A 17,588-nucleotide genomic window follows, 5' to 3' on the forward strand; every position below is an offset into this window, starting at 1 on the left:
GGTATATATACGTGGTTCTGGGAGGAATGTTAACCTCCGTAGGCGGAGCCTATCTTTCCTTAGCTTACACCTCCATGTGGATAGAAAATATGACTGCGGGCAGGGGTTGGATAGCCATAGCCCTCGTTATATTCTCCGCGTGGAATCCGTGGCGTGCGCTTCTGGCTTCATACTTTTTCGGTGGAGTTGCTTCCCTTCAGCTGAGGATACAGGCAATAGGGACAACAATTCCTTCTTATCTTCTAATGATGCTGCCATATGCCCTAACGATCGCGGTTCTCTCGCTGATCTCGAGCGAAACTATGAGAAAGAGAATTGGTGCCCCTGCTGCTTTGATGAAACCTTATTCCCGAGAGGAGAGGGAATAGGACTTTCCGCTTTTTGCCTCATTTGCCTTCCTTCTGAGATTCACTTCCCAGTTGACATACGCCCTGTTATGTGCTACAGTTTCCTAGAAAGGTGCTACCAACTTATGGTAAGCTTTCAGAGAAAGATTCGTGGAGGCGATGATAAGATGAGGAAAGCTTTATTTATCTTTCTAGTTTCGGTTTTTATCTTTGGTGCTTTAGGTATAAGTAGTGCTATGGATAAAGGCATTGAGGTAGTTGATATGGTCGGAAGGCACGTTATGGTTCCCGTGAAGGTTTCCCGAATATGTCCATTGAAGTGGGGAAGCACGAGAATACTTGTTTACTTAAATGCTTCAAAGAAGGTTGTAGGGATTAGCGAGTTCGAGAAAAATAGAGGGATGAAAGTTTTGCCGTATTTGATTGCCCACCCTGAGTTTAAAAATTTGCCGATAGTTCAGACAGGGTTTTCTCCAAATGTTGAAAAAATTATCGAATTGGAACCTGATCTGATTATAGCTTCTTACTATACTGCTGGAGAGGCGAATAAACTGCAAGAGCGAACGGGAATTCCGGTTGTGGTTATTAAGCCTGGATTGGGGGCGAAAGAGTATGTAGATTACTCGGACGATAACAATGCATTCTATAGGTCATTGAAACTGGTAGCTAAGATACTCCACAGAGAAGATAGGGCAGGGGAAATTATAAGCTATGTGAAGGGTGTTGTGAAGGATCTTTCTCAAAGGACGAAAGGGATATTTGAAAAAGAGAAACCGAGGGTATACATCGGTGGATTATCGAAACACGGCTCGTTTGGAATAACCTCTACGCAGACAAGATATCCTCCATTTGTGTTAGTTAATGCGAAAAACGTGGCAAGCGGTATATCGTCCAGATCGAATACGATTCAGATTAGCAGGGAGAGATTGATTGCGTGGGATCCAGATGTAATGTTTATAGATGAGGTGAATCTAAAGCTCATTTTAAAAGACCTCGAGAGATCAGAATATAGGCAGATAAGAGCTGTTAAGAACGGAGAGCTTTATGGGGTGTTTCCATATCCGAGGTATGGATTAAATCATGAGATAGTTTTGGCAAATGCCTATTATATTGGCAAGGTCCTCTATCCCGATAGATTTAAAGATATAAATCCCGAGAAAAAAGCAGATGAGATCTTCAGTTTTTTCATTGGTAAGCCTTGCTATGAGGCTTTAGCTAAGAAACTGGGAGGGTATAGAAGGCTAACGCTTCCAAAAAAATAGTGAGATGAGAGGAGTGGAGGAGAAGTATAGGGTATATCTCAAGCACAAGCTGGCTTTTGGATTACTTTTACTCTTCTTTCTTGCTTTTGCCTCGAGCTGGGCGCTTTGCACGGGGGATATTCATCTCTCGGTTGCTCAGGTTCTTAAGGCTCTGTTTGGGAGGGGAGATCCACGCTCAGATTTGGTCATTTGGAATATTCGCTTGCCGAGAGTGATTGCATCTCTGCTGGTTGGAACCGCACTGTCAGTTTCTGGTTGCGTTATGCAATGTATTTTGAGGAATCCATTGGCTTCGCCCTTTACGATGGGAGTTTCACACGGGGCGATGTTTGGAGCGGCACTTGCGATAATAACCCTGGATGTCGGAGGAGCGGAAAGCAGTGGAAGAATATTCATAAATAATCCCTATATTGTTAGCGTATCTGCTTTTCTCGGGGCCTTAATGGGGGTCTTCGTTGTGCTAATTTTGGCAAAGCTGAGGGGATTAACTCCTGAAGCGATGATATTAGCAGGTGTCGCTATAGGTTCGCTTTTCACGGCTGGAACGATGCTCATTCAGTATTTTGCAGATGAGCTTCAACTTGCGGCGATGGTTTATTGGACTTTTGGAGATTTGAGTAGACCAGTTTGGAAGGAGATCGCGATAATGACGTTTTTGATTCTTCCCTCGCTGTCTCTCTTTATACGTAGATGTTGGGATTATAATGCTTTAGAGAGTGGTGAGGAGGCAGCTAAAAGCTTGGGTGTGAACACGCAAAGGGTCAGGTTAATGGGAATGATCATTTCTTCGCTTATAACCTCGACATGCGTGGCGTTCGTCGGAATAATTGGTTTTATAGGTTTAATAACGCCCCATATTTGTCGTCTCACTATAGGAGGAGACTATAGGTTTTTAATACCGATCTCCGCTATTTTAGGATCTCTTATCTTGTTAATTTCTGATACGCTTGCGAGAACCTTGCTTTCTCCTATAGTTCTACCGGTCGGTGTTATAACTTCCTTCATGGGAGCTCCTACTTTCCTCTATCTTCTCGTGAAATTGCAGAGAAGGTGAAAATCATGATAGTTGAAATTGATGGAATTGAGTTCGCGTATAAAAGCGTGAAAGTGCTTAAGCACGCGAAATTTACGGTTGATAAAGGGGAAATCGTTGCCGTTCTTGGTCCTAATGGATCTGGAAAAACCACGCTTTTAAGATGCATGGCGAGGATACTCAAGCCCCAGAGAGGAGCCATACTCATAGAAGGTGTTAACATGAGGGAGCTTAAGTCCATTGATGTTGCCAAGAAGGTTGGTTATGTTCCTCAAAATCATAATGGAAGTTATATGACCGTTTTCAATGCTCTTCTTTTGGGAAGGAGACCTCATATAAGGTGGAGTGTGGGAGAACGAGATCTTAAAAAGGTTTCTGAGATGATAGGACTTTTAGGGCTTGAGGAGCACGCTCTCAAGCTTACGAACGAGCTTAGCGGGGGCGAACTTCAAAAAGTTATAATTGGAAGGGCATTAGTTCAAGAGCCAAGGGTTTTGCTTCTCGATGAGCCTACTAATAATCTCGACCCCAAGAATCAAGTTGAGATAATGGGAATTATAAGGAAGATTTCGAAAGAGAGAGGTTTAGCGTCTGTAGTTGTGCTACATGATCTTAATTTGGCGCTTCGCTTTGCAGATAAGTTTTTGATGCTCAAAGATGGAGAAATATTTGCTCAGGGAGGAAGAGAGATAACAACGCCGGAAAATATACGAGAAGTTTACGGAATCGAAGCCGAGATTGTGAAGTACAAAGGTATACCCGTGGTTATCCCGGTGTATAATTCTGCTTGAAGGTTTTAAGCAGAAGCGGGTTCTACCGCTGCCACGGTAGAACCCGGGTAATGAAATTAACATTATTTCAAGTTTCTCAAGGCTTCACCAAGCCTCCTTGTTCCTTCTATCAGCTCATCGGGATCTAAGAGTGAGAAAGCAAGCCGTGCAAACCTTTTTCCTCTATCCGGTTCCGCGAAAAAGCCTGTTCCGGGGACTATACCGACCTTGTAATCCTGAACTGCCTTGAGGGTCAACTCTTCAGAATCTATACCTTCGGGAAACTTTACCCAGAAGAAGAATCCCCCGCTTGGTACTATGTATTCAACGCCGAGAGGTTCCAAATTCTCATCGAGTCCCTTAGCAAGAGCGTCTCTCTTTTCTCTGTAGGCGTTTCTGAGTCTGCCCACGTGCTTCTTAAGGTCCTTCTTTTTAAGTATTCTATATAAGGCGTGCTGTAATATGGCGGGTGGGCATATTTCCATAGAATACTTTATCATTGAGGCCTTTTGGATAACGTCTTCAGGAGCGATCATCCAACCAGTTCTAACTCCGGGGACCATTACCTTTGAAAAGCTTCCCAGAGAAATGACTCTTTCTGTGTCTATTTTCGTCATCGAGGGAAGAGCCTCTCCCTCGTAGCTCATAAAGTGATAGGGATCATCTTCTATGATGAAGAAGTCATGCTTCCTCGCAAGCTCAACGAGCTTTTCTCTTCTTTCCCAAGATAGCGTTACTCCGGCGGGATTGTGGAAATTCGTTATCGTGTAGACGAACTTTATTTTTTCACTTTTCAACTTCTCTTCGAGCTCATCTACTACCATACCGTTTTCATCCATTGATATTGAGAGAATGTTCGCATCGTATTTTTTGAATATAAGCATAGCTTCAGGATATGTGGGAGCTTCTACGGCTATCTTTTCCCCCTCTTCCAAGAAAGTTTGAGCGAGGATCTCAAGTCCCTGCTGAGATCCTATGGTGAATAGCAAGTTTTCCTCGCTTAGCTTATCGCTTATTATTCCCCAGTCCTTTAACCAGCTTATCGTGAAGCTCTTTAGCTCATGTAGCCCTCCGACTATGGTATATCTCAAAGCGTGAGGACCATGCTCTTCTATCGCTTCCACTATCGCTTCTTTGAACTCCTCAGCAGGATACAGCTTTGGGCATGGTTCACCTGGAGCGAGGGATATCGTTCCGGGGCTTCTCATCAGCCTGAGCATTTTCTCTATGCCGGACGGTCTGATCCTTTCCCGCGCAAGCCTTGAGAATCTGCTTTCCCAATTCACGCTTTTACCCCCCCTTTAATAATAGCTCGGCTATCTGAACTGCGTTCGTTGCCGCTCCCTTTCTCAGGTTATCGGCAACGACCCAGATGTTTAATCCATGCTCTATAGTTTCATCCTTTCTTATTCTGCCCACAAAGACTTCATCTCTTCCGTCAACATCTATAGGTGTTGGATAAAGCCCCATTTGAGGATCATCCATTAATATTATGCCTGGTGCTTCCTTAAGAATCTTTCTTGCTGTTTCAACGCTTATTTCCTTCTCGAACTCCACATTTATAGCTTCAGCGTGTCCTCTGAGGACGGGGACCCTTACAGTTGTTACGGAAACCTTTATATTCGGGTCTTCCATGATTTTTACGGTCTCCTTTCTCATCTTATCTTCTTCTCTTGTATAGAGATCCTCAAGGAAGATATCTATATGTGGAATCACATTAAAAGCTATCTTTTTGGGGAATACGGATGGTTCAGCGCTTGGATCTTTAATCTGGTTCTTAAGCTCAAGCACCGCTTTCCATCCAGCGCCAGAAACTGCTTGATAGGTGGAGACGACTACCCTCTTTATTTTGGCATAATCATGCAGCGGTTTTAGGGCTACTACCATCTGAATCGTAGAGCAGTTTGGATTTGCGATGATTCCCTTGTGCTTAAAGGTAGCATGGGGATTTACCTCAGGTACAACGAGGGGAACCCAGTCTTCGTATCTAAAGGCTCTGCTGTTGTCTATTACTATGCTTCCAGATGAAACTGCTACTGGGGCGAAGGATTTGCTTATCGAAGCTCCAGCGGAAAGCAGGGTGAAATCTGCTTTTGCTCTTTTTAACTCGCTTTCTGTAAGCTTCCTAACCTTAACCTTTTCCTCTTTGAATGTGAGCTCAAATCCCTCGGATCTCTCCGATGCGAAAAGAAAGAGCTCTTTTACCGGAAAGCTTCTTTCTTCAAGAACTTTTAACATTTCTCTACCAACGGCACCCGTTGCTCCCACGATAGCCACGCTGTACATGACGTTCTCACTCCCCCTCTTCCAGCTTAAAAGCTTTGTGAAGTGCTTTTACTGCAAGGTCAGCTTTTCCTTCTCTTATTACGCATGAAATTCTAATCTCAGATGTGCTTATAAGCTCTATATTTATATCATTTTCTGCAAGGGTACCGAACATTATTGCGGGTATTTCTGGATTGGAGCATACTCCTGCTCCAACTATCGATACCTTAGCGACATTTCTATCGCCGCTTACCCCCTCGGCTCCAATTTCGTCGGATATCTCCTTCAATATGATCATGGCTCGTTCTAAATCGGACTCTCCTATAGTAAAGGATATATCATTGTAGCCCCCTCTCGGCTCACTCTGAATTATCATGTCGATATTTATTCCCTTTTCGGCTAAGGCCTTTGCGAACCTGTGGGCTATCCCCGGGATATCAGGCACTCCTAAGAGGGTAATCTTTGCTATTTTTTTATCAACCGTTACTCCGGTGACTACACCTCTTCTTTCCACGCTTACCTCCTCCCTTATCCATGTTCCCTCGTTATAATTAAAGGACGATCTGACATGAAGTGGGACGGAAAACCTTTTGGCAAACTCAACCGCCCTGTGCTGTAGAACCTTTGCTCCCGCTATCGCCATCTCAAGCATTTCGTCATATGTTATTTCCTTGAGTTTTCTCGCCTCTGGCACTATTCTTGGATCTGCGGTGAAAACGCCATCGACATCGGTGTATATTTCGCACACATCTGCTTTCATAGCGGCTGCTACAGCCACGGCGGTTGTATCTGATCCGCCTCTCCCCAGAGTTGTTATCTCCCCTCTTTCGTTCATTCCCTGAAAGCCCGCTACTATAACTACTTTTCCTTTTCTGAGCTCCTCTCCTATTCTCCATGTCTCTATTCTGACTATTCTTGCTCTTGTAAACAGCCCATCTGTTATGATTCCTGCCTGTGCTCCGGTGAAAGATATCGCTGGACATCCAAGCTCGTGAAGCGCTATTGAGAGAAGAGCGATCGATATCTGCTCACCTGTGGACGCGAGCATATCAAGCTCTCTTTCTGGGGGAGAGGGGGATAAAGAAGAAGCCATCTTCAGTAGCTGATCTGTGGTATCCCCCATAGCGGATACCACAGCTATAACATCATTGCCATCTTCTCTGGTTTTTTTAATTCTCTGGGCAACTTTTCTTATAAGGTCAAGGTTTCTTACTGATGTCCCACCATACTTCTGGATCACGAGCATTTCAAATTACCTCCATTACTATTGCTCCTCTGTAGTCTATGTTGGTCATTATAATTTCCACACGGTTTTCTATAATCTCTTCCCACCTTTTCGCCAGACTTGAAGCAATGCTTTTTCCCTTCCCAAGTGGAGCGAAAAACAGCAGGCTTGGGCCCGCTCCACTTAAAGCTCCACCGTATGCTCCTATCTTTAAGGCCTCCTTAAATAGATCATACATTCCGGGGACAAGAGAGGCCCTATAAGGCTGGTGAAGCCTGTCTTCAAATGCCCACTTGAGCAGTTCGGGTTCCCTCTCCTCGAGGGCAGTTATAAGAAGGCTAACCTGCCTCATGTTGAAGATTACTTCTTCCCGAGAGTAGCTTTCAGGGAGAACTTTTCTTGCTTCCTCAGTTGGAACGCCAAATGGTGGGACCAGGATAAAAGTTTCGGCAGGAAAGCCTCTGACTCTTAGTCTGTAAGGTTCTAAGCTCTCCTCTCTGTTATAAGCTAAGGTTATTCCGCCAAAGAACGCAGGATAGATATTGTCTGGATGGCCCTCAAGCTCAACCGCCAGCTTAAGGAGCTCTTTTCTTTTTAAAGGCCTTTTCAAAAATCTGTTAGCGAGCATAAGTCCTCCTAAATAGGCGGTTGCGCTTGAGCCTAAACCTCTCTTTGTAGGGATATTAACCTTAATGTTAAGCCTCAATCCCTTTGGGGGATCCTCACCTTTATATTCAAACGCTCTTTTAAAAGCAATATAAACAGCGTTGTCCTCGCCGGTGCTGATGCTCGGGTCCCCCTCAACGTTTATCTCGATCTTTTCTTCCTCCAGCTTTTCGCACTCAAAGATGTTATAGACGTTCCATGCGGTTCCTATGATGTCAAAACCCGGTCCTAGGTTAGCCGAAGTAGCGGGAACTCTCGCTCTTATCAATCTTACGGATCACCTCCTTCAGAACCCTGCTAATCTTATCACCTCCTTCAAGGAAGGAGGGCAGGAAGGTGGTTCCCCCACCAGGTTTATGGCAAGGTTTGGATCTTTCAGCCCATGTCCGGTAAGGACACAGACGACTTTTGCTCCTTTTGGGAAAAACTCCCTCTCACTAAGCTTGATAACTCCCGCTATTGATGCAGCCGAAGCTGGTTCGACGAATATACCCTCTTCCCTTACGAGAAGCCTATATGCGTTTAAAATTTCCTCATCGCTTACTTTATAGAATCCTCCCCCAAGTTCTTCGACCGTTTTAACCGCTCTTTGCCAGTGTGCCGGATTTCCTATCCTTATCGCGGTTGCTACCGTTTCTGGTTTCTCAAAGACTCTTCCCTCTACGATAGGAGCAGCTCCCTCTGCCTGAAACCCGAGTAGCTTTGGCAATTTGCTGGATTTACCCGCTTCCTTGAATTCCTTGAAACCCATTCCATATGCGCTTATATTTCCTGCGTTTCCCACTGGTATTGCCAGAAAGTCTGGTGCGTCTCCCAGGGACTCGCATACTTCAAATGCAGCTGTTTTTTGCCCCTGGAGTCTATTTGGATTTAGCGAATTAACGAGCGTTATTGGATAGCTTTCGGTTAGCTCTTTTATTACCCTAAGACCATCATCGAAGTTCCCCTCTATCGCTATTACTCTGGCACCTGCTGCCAGAGCTTGCGCAAGCTTGCCTAACGCTATTGCCTCTTTAGGAACGAGAACGATACATTTTAGCCCGGTTCTCGCTGCGTAGGCGGCAGCCGAAGCTGATGTATTTCCCGTCGAGGCACATGCTATTGCCTTTGCTCCTTCCTCTATAGCCTTGGCTACCGCCATCACCATGCCTCTATCTTTAAAGGAGCCCGTTGGGTTCATTCCCTCATATTTAAGGTAAAGCTCGAAACCGAACTTAAATTTCCTTTCGATATTGCTTGCTCTTATAAGGGGGGTGTTTCCCTCCCCTAAGGTTATAATTGGGGTCTTCTCGGTAATAGGTAGAAACTCTCTCCATTTTCGCATAACTCCTTCCGCATCCATAGTACATCTACTCCTTTAAGCTTTCGACGATTTCTATTGCCTTATCCACGTCTTTATTCTCTCCCCAAACTGCTATGCTTACCGCTCCCTGCGAGTCTCCGAGTCCTCCCTTGCTTACCAGGAAAGCTTCTACGTTAGCCAGCGTGAAGAAAGCTTCTATCTCCGTTATGGTTTTTCCATAACACACTGGCATCAGGCCTATCTTAAACCCATCGGCATAGTCGAGTTCCTCTATGCCAAGAACGGATGAGGCAAGCTTGACTGAGGGAATAAGCTTTTCTAAGCCTACTGGTATTATAAGATTGACCCCTCTTGATACAACTGGCCCAAGGATCTTGCCGATAGTTCCTCCTACTGGGTTTCCGAGCATTATACCGACATTTCCCTCAAAGTCTATCGCGTTTGCTCCCTTGATTATCACATCATCTTTACCGAGCTTGCTTAGAACATCATCATATGATTCGTTTGCCTCCTTTCCCTTGTAAAGGATTATTGGAGGTATTCTCTCCTCCTTTGGAAGGACCTTTAACTCTCCATTTTCTATGTATCCGGCAAGAAATCTGCTCTTTTCCACCTTCTTACCGAGAATTTCCTCAGCGACGTAAGCGTTAGTTGATCCTGGATTTATAACTATATAGCCTTCTTCAAGCGCTCTTTTGACTTCAGGAAGCTTTGCGACCGCCTTAGCTATTAATCTCTTTGATTCACCCGGTTTTAGAACGAATAAAGCTTTTTTCATCTCTTTTCATCACCTCTTCGCCTATTATTGGTTGGGGTTTAATAAATAATACCACAGAAATCTTCGAAGGAGAAGAAGGTTTTCGCGGAGAATAAATGTTATAATATTTTTAAATTCATACCCTTAGGGGGTGTTAATGGTGATCAGGGGAAAGTGCGTGTGGTATGCGCTAATTCTGGTTTTTATTGCGTCTTCAGTGGCTTTCGCGGTGGGGAATCCCGCATTAAACTTCGCTAAAAGCGTCTTTCAGAATGAGAGAGAGCCCAATCCCGAGGTATTTTCCTTTATCAAAAAACTTGGCTACGATAGGAAGCTCGATGAGAATGAGAAGCTATATATCGAATGGCTTGCGCAGGTTGATCCAAAACTTCAACACAGATTTTTGAGATATGCTATGGATGGAAGAATAACGAGAAGCGAGCTTGAGGCTCTACCAGACTTACCTGTTTTATATGAGGACTTTAAGGATAATAGAAACGGTTGGCCTGAGGTAAGTACCTATCAAAGAAAGATGTTTGTGAGAAACGGTGCCTTCTATATTGAGATGCAGAGAAAGGATTTGACCGCTATCTGCGTTCCGGCGAATGTTCAGCCCTATATAGAGAGATATCCTGACTATACTTATGGTGCTGATATATCCATTAAAGCAAGCGGGTATAAAGCGCCATGGGTTATATATGGGCTTATGTTCAGAGTACAGGATCTTCACAACTTTTATATGTTCCTTTACAGGGGGGATGGTAAGTTTTCTTTACAAGTTCTTTATGGAGGAAAGCCGAAGCTTATAAAAGACTGGACTTCAGGACCACTGGATTTCAGCTCAATGAAAGTAGTGGTTAGAGGAGATCATATAAGGTGCTATGTCTTTGGAGCTGGTGAAGGCGAGAAGAAGGTTTTTGATGTTCATGATTCCCGCTTGTCCTCAGGAGGCATAGGGTTGATAGCTATGGGAAGCGTTAAGGTCAAGTTCAGGAATCTTAGGGTGGTGGTTCCCAAGGAGGAAGCCTGGAGGTGAAAATAAAGCTTAAGGAGCCATATGGAATAGCTGGGGAAGCCAAACAGGGAATATGTGAATTGATAGGAAGATCAGAAGCTCAATGTTTTTTGTTGACGCTCCCACTAAGGAAACTCGAGCCTACCTTCAGAACGGGTCATAAGGCCCATCAGATTCAGAAGCTCAAGTATGCGATCTGCAAGTTTTAAGGTTGCGTTAATTGCTTCCTGATCCTTGCTTATTTCTCCTGATTCATATGCTATTCCGCATACTCCTCTGTTTGCAGGGATGATTTCATGTTTCAGGAAAAATGCGTTTATCGCGGAAATCGCGCTTTCGAGTCCGTATCTTCTTCCAACGACTATGGCTCCGCCAATTTTATTTTTAAGTTTCCCTCGGAGGGGCCATGTTCTGTCCATGAATGCCTTAACTTGAGCGGATACGTTATTGAAGTAAACCGGGGTTCCTATGATTATGGCGTCGCTTTCTAAAAGGAGAGGGATAATTTTCCCGCTCATGTCGTCCTTCAAAATGCATGTGCCGTTTTCCAAGCAGCACCGGCAAGAAGTACATGGTATTATCTTATATTTTGAGAGCTTTATTAATTGCCCTCCAGTTTTGGACATGGCGAGGTTAAGGAGATAATCTGTATTGCTTTTGCTTCTGGGACTTCCAGATATATAGATTATCTTTGCCATTTTTCTCCCCTCCTGTATCTTATGTTATGGTATACTTTTAGCATGTTTTATAATTTAATTCAAGGAGCTCTATCGCTAATAGGCAAGCTGGGATATATGGGCATATTCTTGCTTATGACTTTGGAATCTTCCTTTTTCCCCTTTCCGAGTGAGGTTGTAATTCCTCCTGCAGGTTATCTTGCTTTTCAAGGGAAGATGAATCTTTATCTCGTGGTGCTTTTCGGAACGCTTGGAAGTCTCACCGGTGCATGGTTTAACTATTTTATAGCTCTTAAGCTCGGCAGGCCATTTCTTCTAAAATACGGAAAGCGTTTTTTTATCTCGGGTAAAAGTCTTGAGAAAGCGGAGATTTTCTTCGCAAAATACGGAGGCATAAGCACTTTTATAGGCAGGCTGGTTCCTCTGGTAAGGCAATATATTTCGCTTCCTGCAGGGATAGCAAGGATGAATCCACTTTCTTTCACGATATTTACAACTCTTGGGGCAAGTATTTGGGTTAGCATGCTTGCGATTATGGGATACTATCTGGGAGATAATGAAGAGCTTATAAGGAAGTATTCCAATGAAGTGGGGATAGTCTTTGCTCTTCTTCTTGGAGGCTATATTTTGTGGAAATTATTAAGGAGGAGGGCTTGATTAGCCCTCCTCTATTATTTTCGCAAGGGTGTTTCCAACTTCCCATGTCTTGGTATCTCCACCCAGGTCAGGGGTTCTTATCAATCCCTCTGAGAGCGCTTTTGCAACCGCTTTCTCCACGCTCTCGGCTCCCTCGCTTTCTCCGATGTGATCGAGAAGCATTGCCCCCGCAAGTATCGTAGCTAAGGGATTTGCCTTGCCGGTTCCCTTATATTTCGGTGCGGATCCGTGAATGGGCTCAAACATTGAAACTTTTCCTGGATGGATGTTTCCTCCTGCGGCTAATCCTAAGCCTCCCTGTATCATTGCTCCAAGATCGGTTATTATATCTCCAAACATGTTGGGAGTAACGACTACCTTGTAGCTTTCGGGAGTTTTTACCATCCACATGGTTATCGCGTCCACAAAGGCATAGTCTTTTTCTATTTCAGGATATTCATTTCCCACTTTTTCAAATACATCTCTCCAGAGCGAGTAAGAGTGCGTAAATACATTAGCCTTATCAACGGCGGTAACCTTGTTTACCCCCTTTTTCTTAGCAAGCTCAAAAGCGTATCTTATTATCCTTTCACATCCTCCTCTCGAGTTAAAGCCTATTTGATAAGCGTATTCCTCATCTGGATCTACCTCTATTGAGAGGTCTATTTTTGCTTTATAAAGGTTTCTCTTAAGCTCAAAGGAGCTCTCTCTTTTAGATCCGCTCCATCTGTCTCCCAAGCCTACGTAAAAGTCTTCTGTATTTTCCCTAACTACGTAAAAATTGATATCTTCTGGGGTTTTATCCTTAAGAGGCGTTGGAACGCCGGGGAAGAGCTTTATGGGACGCAGGTTTACGAAGAGGTCAAGCTCAAACCTTATCTTAAGGAGTATCTCCTTTTCGAGGATCCCGGGCTTTACTCTTGGGTCACCAATAGCACCGAAGTAAATGGCATCCATTTCTTTGAGCTCCTCGAGCGCACTATCGGGAAGTAGCTCTCCCGTTTTAAGATAGTGTTCCGCTCCCCATGGATACCAGATCCACTCGATAGAAAAACCATACTTTCTTGCAACGGCTTCGAGTACTTTCACGCCTTCCCTTATTATTTCCTCTCCTATCCCATCTCCGGGAATTACAGCTATCTTGTACAAGCCTTAATCACCTCCAAGCTTTCTCCTTACATAGCTTACGAGCCCACCAGCAGATACTATTTCCAGCACGAATTCCGGAAGCGGTTCGGCTTTAAATTCCTTTCCCTTGGTTATATTCTTTATTATTCCTTTTTCCAGGTCTACTTCAAGCTCGTCTCCGTTCTCTATTTCCTCTGATGCTTCCTCAGATTCGAGTATCGGTAGACCTATATTTATGGAGTTTCTAAAAAAGATTCTCGCGAAGGAAGATGCTATAACACATGAAATTCCACATGCCTTTATCGCTATTGGAGCATGCTGGCGTGAGCTCCCACAGCCGAAGTTTTTGCCGGCTACTACGATGTCTCCTTTGCTGACCCTTTTCTTGAAATCTGAATATATGGGCTCGAAACAATGACTTGCAAGCTCTTTAGGATCGGTTGTGTTTAGGTAAATCGCTGGTATAATGATGTCCGTATCTATGTTATCCCCGAGCTTCCAAGCCTTGCCTCTTATCATGACTTCATCACCTCTTCAGGGTGGACTATTTCTCCTGCAATTGCGGACGCTGCGGCAACAGCTGGAGAGGCAAGGTATACCTTGCTTTCCTTGTGTCCCATTCTTCCTATGAAGTTTCTGTTCGTGGTTGATATACATACTTCACCTTTAGCGAGAACTCCCATGTGTCCCCCGAGACAGGGACCACAGGTGGGAGTTGAAACGGCAGCTCCACTTTCTATGAAAATTTCTATATATCCTAATTTGAGCGCCTCCATGTAAACTCTTTGGGTTCCGGGGATGATTATTAACCTGACATCTGGGTGAACCTTTTTACCCTTGAGAATTTCAGCAGCTGTGGCTAGATCCCTGAGCCTTCCATTGGTACAGGATCCTATAACAACCTGGTCTATTTTAACACCGCTTGTTTCACTTACTTTCTTCACATTAGCGGGAGAATGGGGTAGGGCAACCTGAGGCTCAAGATCGCTTAAATCCCACTCATATACTGCTTCGTATTCTGCGTCCGGATCGCTTTTGAATATCTGGTATTTTCTTTTCGCCCTTCCCTCAACGTATTTGATGGTTGTTTCATCCGGTTCTATTATTCCGCACTTTCCTCCTGCTTCGATGGCCATATTGCATATAGTAAATCTATCATCCATCGGTAAGTTTCTTATTACTTCCCCGGAGAATTCCATTGCTCTATATCTCGCTCCATCTGCGCCTATCTGTCCAAGGGTAAATAGAATTATATCTTTTCCTCCGACCCACTTTTTAAGTTTCCCCCTGTAAATGAACTTTATCGTTCTTGGGACCTTAAACCAGAGCTTCCCGAGGGCCCATGCTGCTGCCAGATCTGTGCTCCCCACGCCCGTTGAGAAGCACCCCAGTGCTCCATAGGTGCAGCTGTGAGAGTCTGCTCCAATTATTATCTCTCCTGGAAGCGTGAGTCCTTCCTCGTGGAGAAGAACGTGCTCTATCCCTCCCCTTCCAACCTCGAAGTAGTGCTTGACTTCGTATTCCAGGGCGAATTCCTTCATGAATTTTGTCTGCTCTGCTGATTTTACGTCTTTATTTGGCGTAAAGTGATCTGGAATAAGGGCAACTCTCTCGGGATCGAAGAGCCGTCTCGCTCCCATCCTTTTGAAATCCTCGATTGCTAAGGGAGCGGTTATGTCATTTGCAAAAGCAAAATCTACCTTCGCCTCGACTATCCTATCTGGCTTTACTTCTTCCCTCGTATGGGCTTGAAATATTTTCTCTACTATAGTTTTCCCCATTTTGATCACTCCCTCACTTCAGCAAGAACTTTCTCGAATTTTTCCTCGAATTTTCTTATTTCTTCTTCTTTCGGTTTGCTCAGAGCGTTGAAGATCAGGACGATAATAAAGTTAACCAGTAAGCCCCATAATCCAGCATGTATGCTGTGAAACTTGCTTGTGCCCCGAGAGCATCATTCCCGCTGCCATGATCCCTCCAACAAGCATTCCGAGGAACAGTCCAGCGTTGTTAAGTCTTTTTGCTCTCACTCCGAGCAATATGGCGGGGGCAACCTGAATGAGGTACTCGAACTTTATTTCCGTTAGTCTCCAAAGCGTTAGTCGTGGTGTTATGGCTATGTAAGTGAGAATTGCGAGAATTATAGCGTTGGCTATCTTCCCAACGCGGGCAAGCTCCTCTTGCGCCAGGTTTGGATTTGTGAATTTTTTGTGAACGTCGACTGCGTAAATCGAGGCCAGCGTGAGCACGACCGAGTCTGCAGTAGACATTATGGCTACTCCCACCGCGGATAGGACTATAACGACGAGGGCATATCCCAGCGTGGATTTCCCCATTATCTTAGATAAGAGCATCGGGAAAACATCATCTGACCTTATTTTTCCTAAATCTGCAAACATGGGGATGCAGATTATTCCGACGAAAAAGATGACTAAGGCAGTCATATAGGGCATAAACGCCATTAGTGCTAAGGATCTCTTGAGCGTTCTTAGATCCCGAGCTGCATAGATTCTTTGAATAGCCTGTGGATATATAGCTGCTCCTATTCCAACAAGTATGAGCACACTATACCATGTTACTATGACCTTGCCGGGGGGAGCTCCTACGAGCTTTGGTTTTATCTGAGCTATCTTCATCGTGATTTCGCTTAAGCTTCCCGCTTTTGAGAAGACCATTCCGATTATCAGAAGAAGCCCGAAAAGCATTGTAATTCCCTGAATGGTATCCGTCCATGCTACTCCTCTGAATCCACCGAAATGAATGAATATGAACATTATTATCGCGAAGAAAATAACTCCTGCTGCGTAGGGAATTCTTCCCCCAGATATGCCCCCCAAAATATGTCCCATGGCCATAAATTGCGCTAATACATAGTTGGACATCGCATATAGCATGAATATACTTACCAAGAAGGTCACCGCTTTGGATTCCGCTCTGTGATAGATGAAAAGTGCACCGGTTCCGAGCATAAGATGCTTTGCCGTTCTTATCACCCCTTTTAAAATGATATTTAAAGACTTGAAAATAAGTATATTATTTTAGATTGGATCTTGTCAAGGAAGAGGAAGTTGCGAAATTTCTCGCTAAAATATATACTTTCAAGAGAGCATTCGCTTTTTAGTACAAATGAGTTTTCAAATTCCCTGGTCTTTCGCTGTTTTCATATTTTGGAGAGCACCGTAACCCGCGGCGTTCTCCTTATAAATCTTTTTGTAGAGATGGAATTAGTTGAGGGTGGTTGAAAGCTTGCCTGAAAATGGGCACTATTGGTTTTTTCGCTCTTCCGATACTTTATCTCGTTCTATATGACTGTGGCATAGGTAATGGAGTATCACATCTGGCTGGTTTGCTCAAAAGGCACTTGGTGATCTTGCTTAAGCATTTATTCGAGGCTTTTTCTCAACGAGGTTTATATTTATGACTTTTTAAGCTATACTATTATTAAAAGTTTCAGAAAGAAGGGAGTTACTCGAGGGTGAGAGTCGCAGTTGTGGGTTCCATAAACATGGATTTGATTTTCAGGGTGAAAAGGCTTCCTCTTGAGGGTGAAACGATGGGTGCACTGTCCTTCTCGTCAGCGGGGGGAGGAAAAGGCGCAAATCAAGCTATATCGTGCGCCAGATTGGGTGTGGAAACTTATATTGTGGGCTGTGTTGGAGATGACCCATTTGGGAGCGAGCTTCTTGAGCGCTTGAAAGCTGAAGGGATAGATGTAAGCTTCGTCAGAAGGGCTGGTGGAATTTCCACGGGGCTTGCAGTTATACTTTTACTGCCTGATGGTGAAAACTCGATTGTGATATCTCCAGGAGCAAATTATGAACTTGAGGTTAAAGATCTTCTCAGCGCCAGGGAAGCCTTAATTAAGGCTTCGGTTTTGCTGTTGCAACTTGAGGTGCCTGTTGAAATTGTCATCGAAGCAGCTAAAATTGCTAAAAATGGAGGATCAACGGTTATACTTGATCCCGCTCCGGCTAAAAGGCTTCCCGATGAGATATGGAAGCTTGTTGATATAGTTCTGCCTAATGAAGTGGAGCTTCGCCTTTTAACGGGTGAGGAGGATGTGCTTGCTGGAGGACGAAAGTTAGTCGAGATGGGGGTAAAAAGCGTTATAGTCACGCTTGGGGAGAATGGTGCTCTTCTGATAAACCAGGATGGTTATATGAGTTTTCCTGCGGTTAAGGTAGATGTCGTTGATACCACTTCTGCTGGAGATGCTTTTGCAGGGGGACTTGCTTCCGCTCTCGTTAAAGGTTGGAACATTGAGGATGCCATCAGATTTGCAACTTGCGCTGGAGCGCTGGCGTGCACAAGGCTCGGTGCTCAACCGAGCCTTCCTTTTCTTAAGGAAACATTGAGGCTTTATGAGGCGATGTACAAAGGATGATAAAGAAATTAGGGGGTAATATATGGTTTCTTATCTTAACTATATTGATACTGGGTGGAGTTTTAACCTGTCTTGAGCCCAGGTTCCTCACTCTATCTAACATTTTAAACATAATAAGAC

General features: G+C 44.3%; 18 protein-coding genes. 7 read left to right on the forward strand and 11 right to left on the reverse strand.

All coding sequences use genetic code 11. The features are described 5' to 3' along the window. The 4 genes from J7M13_06045 to J7M13_06060 all read left to right on the forward strand — a co-directional run. On the forward strand, positions 1–368 hold a 368-nt coding region (locus J7M13_06045), incomplete at its 5' end, for an ABC transporter permease (protein MCD6363540.1). A 146-nt stretch (positions 369–514) separates the two neighbouring features. Then, complete coding sequence (locus tag J7M13_06050; protein MCD6363541.1) at positions 515–1,609, forward strand: iron ABC transporter substrate-binding protein; 1,095 nt, start codon at positions 515–517, stop codon at positions 1,607–1,609. A 4-nt stretch (positions 1,610–1,613) separates the two neighbouring features. Next, positions 1,614–2,663, forward strand: a complete 1,050-nt coding sequence (locus J7M13_06055; protein MCD6363542.1) for an iron ABC transporter permease — start codon at positions 1,614–1,616, stop codon at positions 2,661–2,663. Positions 2,664–2,668: 5 nt separating this feature from the next. Next, a complete protein-coding gene (locus J7M13_06060; GenBank protein ID MCD6363543.1) occupies positions 2,669–3,433 on the forward strand; it encodes an ABC transporter ATP-binding protein in 765 nt (254 codons plus the stop codon). 62 nt (positions 3,434–3,495) lie between these two features. Here J7M13_06060 and J7M13_06065 read toward each other — a convergent pair whose 3' ends face one another. The 6 genes from J7M13_06065 to J7M13_06090 are packed head-to-tail and all read right to left on the reverse strand — an operon-like array spanning position 3,496 to position 9,649. Further along, on the reverse strand, positions 3,496–4,698 hold the full coding sequence (locus J7M13_06065) for a PLP-dependent aminotransferase family protein (GenBank protein ID MCD6363544.1): 1,203 nt from the start codon (positions 4,696–4,698) through the stop codon (positions 3,496–3,498). A 4-nt stretch (positions 4,699–4,702) separates the two neighbouring features. Then, a complete protein-coding gene (locus J7M13_06070) occupies positions 4,703–5,698 on the reverse strand; it encodes an aspartate-semialdehyde dehydrogenase (protein ID MCD6363545.1) in 996 nt (331 codons plus the stop codon). 7 nt (positions 5,699–5,705) lie between these two features. Further along, complete coding sequence (locus J7M13_06075; GenBank protein ID MCD6363546.1) at positions 5,706–6,923, reverse strand: aspartate kinase; 1,218 nt, start codon at positions 6,921–6,923, stop codon at positions 5,706–5,708. Between the two features lies 1 nt (position 6,924). After that, positions 6,925–7,836 (reverse strand): homoserine kinase, encoded by a 912-nt coding sequence (thrB, locus tag J7M13_06080; GenBank protein MCD6363547.1) that lies wholly within the window; start codon positions 7,834–7,836, stop codon positions 6,925–6,927. Between the two features lie 18 nt (positions 7,837–7,854). Next, positions 7,855–8,910, reverse strand: coding sequence for a threonine synthase (locus J7M13_06085; protein ID MCD6363548.1), 1,056 nt, complete (start codon positions 8,908–8,910; stop codon positions 7,855–7,857). A gap of 7 nt (positions 8,911–8,917) precedes the next feature. Beyond that, positions 8,918–9,649: a hypothetical protein gene (locus tag J7M13_06090; protein ID MCD6363549.1), complete on the reverse strand. Its 732-nt coding sequence runs from the start codon at positions 9,647–9,649 to the stop codon at positions 8,918–8,920. Positions 9,650–9,788: 139 nt separating this feature from the next. On the opposite strand from J7M13_06090, the gene J7M13_06095 reads away from it, so the two are divergent. Further along, positions 9,789–10,664 carry a hypothetical protein gene (locus J7M13_06095; GenBank protein ID MCD6363550.1) on the forward strand — a complete coding sequence of 292 codons (876 nt, stop codon included), beginning with the start codon at positions 9,789–9,791 and terminating at the stop codon, positions 10,662–10,664. Between the two features lie 104 nt (positions 10,665–10,768). Here the strand turns inward: J7M13_06095 and J7M13_06100 are convergent, their stop codons facing one another. Continuing rightward, on the reverse strand, positions 10,769–11,341 hold the full coding sequence (locus tag J7M13_06100; GenBank protein MCD6363551.1) for a flavodoxin family protein: 573 nt from the start codon (positions 11,339–11,341) through the stop codon (positions 10,769–10,771). Positions 11,342–11,383: 42 nt separating this feature from the next. Here J7M13_06100 and J7M13_06105 point away from each other — a divergent pair, with 42 nt between their 5' ends. Continuing rightward, positions 11,384–11,977, forward strand: coding sequence for a DedA family protein (locus tag J7M13_06105; protein ID MCD6363552.1), 594 nt, complete (start codon positions 11,384–11,386; stop codon positions 11,975–11,977). On the opposite strand, the gene J7M13_06110 is transcribed toward J7M13_06105, so the two are convergent. The 4 genes from J7M13_06110 to J7M13_06125 form a co-directional block, all read right to left on the reverse strand. Continuing rightward, the gene (locus J7M13_06110) at positions 11,978–13,105 is read right to left on the reverse strand and encodes a 3-isopropylmalate dehydrogenase (protein MCD6363553.1); all 1,128 of its coding nucleotides are present in this window, start codon (positions 13,103–13,105) and stop codon (positions 11,978–11,980) included. It abuts the gene before it with no gap. A gap of 3 nt (positions 13,106–13,108) precedes the next feature. Then, a complete protein-coding gene (leuD, locus tag J7M13_06115; GenBank protein ID MCD6363554.1) occupies positions 13,109–13,603 on the reverse strand; it encodes a 3-isopropylmalate dehydratase small subunit in 495 nt (164 codons plus the stop codon). Next, entirely contained in the window at positions 13,600–14,865 is a 1,266-nt protein-coding gene (gene leuC, locus J7M13_06120) for a 3-isopropylmalate dehydratase large subunit (protein MCD6363555.1), read from the reverse strand. Before leuC ends, leuD begins: the two co-directional genes overlap by 4 nt. 111 nt (positions 14,866–14,976) lie before the next feature. After that, on the reverse strand, positions 14,977–16,077 hold the full coding sequence (locus J7M13_06125; GenBank protein MCD6363556.1) for a sodium:solute symporter family protein: 1,101 nt from the start codon (positions 16,075–16,077) through the stop codon (positions 14,977–14,979). Between the two features lie 482 nt (positions 16,078–16,559). Here J7M13_06125 and rbsK point away from each other — a divergent pair, with 482 nt between their 5' ends. Further along, the gene (gene rbsK / locus J7M13_06130) at positions 16,560–17,468 is read left to right on the forward strand and encodes a ribokinase (protein ID MCD6363557.1); all 909 of its coding nucleotides are present in this window, start codon (positions 16,560–16,562) and stop codon (positions 17,466–17,468) included. The last annotated feature ends 120 nt before the right edge of the window (positions 17,469–17,588 follow it).

Source organism: Synergistota bacterium (assembly GCA_021159885.1).
Classification (GTDB): Bacteria; Synergistota; GBS-1; order GBS-1; family GBS-1; genus AUK310.

Excerpts from the sequence above, each read along its gene's own strand:
- J7M13_06105 (MCD6363552.1), top strand. The coding sequence starts at position 11,384 with ATGTTTTATAATTTAATTCAAGGAGCTCTATCGCTAATAGGCAAGCTG.
- leuD (MCD6363554.1), bottom strand. The coding sequence starts at position 13,603 with ATGATAAGAGGCAAGGCTTGGAAGCTCGGGGATAACATAGATACGGAC.
- J7M13_06085 (MCD6363548.1), bottom strand. The coding sequence starts at position 8,910 with ATGGATGCGGAAGGAGTTATGCGAAAATGGAGAGAGTTTCTACCTATT.
- J7M13_06070 (MCD6363545.1), bottom strand. The coding sequence starts at position 5,698 with ATGTACAGCGTGGCTATCGTGGGAGCAACGGGTGCCGTTGGTAGAGAA.
- J7M13_06075 (MCD6363546.1), bottom strand. The coding sequence starts at position 6,923 with ATGCTCGTGATCCAGAAGTATGGTGGGACATCAGTAAGAAACCTTGAC.
- J7M13_06090 (MCD6363549.1), bottom strand. The coding sequence starts at position 9,649 with ATGAAAAAAGCTTTATTCGTTCTAAAACCGGGTGAATCAAAGAGATTA.
- J7M13_06055 (MCD6363542.1), top strand. The coding sequence starts at position 1,614 with ATGAGAGGAGTGGAGGAGAAGTATAGGGTATATCTCAAGCACAAGCTG.
- leuC (MCD6363555.1), bottom strand. The coding sequence starts at position 14,865 with ATGGGGAAAACTATAGTAGAGAAAATATTTCAAGCCCATACGAGGGAA.
- J7M13_06100 (MCD6363551.1), bottom strand. The coding sequence starts at position 11,341 with ATGGCAAAGATAATCTATATATCTGGAAGTCCCAGAAGCAAAAGCAAT.
- J7M13_06060 (MCD6363543.1), top strand. The coding sequence starts at position 2,669 with ATGATAGTTGAAATTGATGGAATTGAGTTCGCGTATAAAAGCGTGAAA.
- J7M13_06050 (MCD6363541.1), top strand. The coding sequence starts at position 515 with ATGAGGAAAGCTTTATTTATCTTTCTAGTTTCGGTTTTTATCTTTGGT.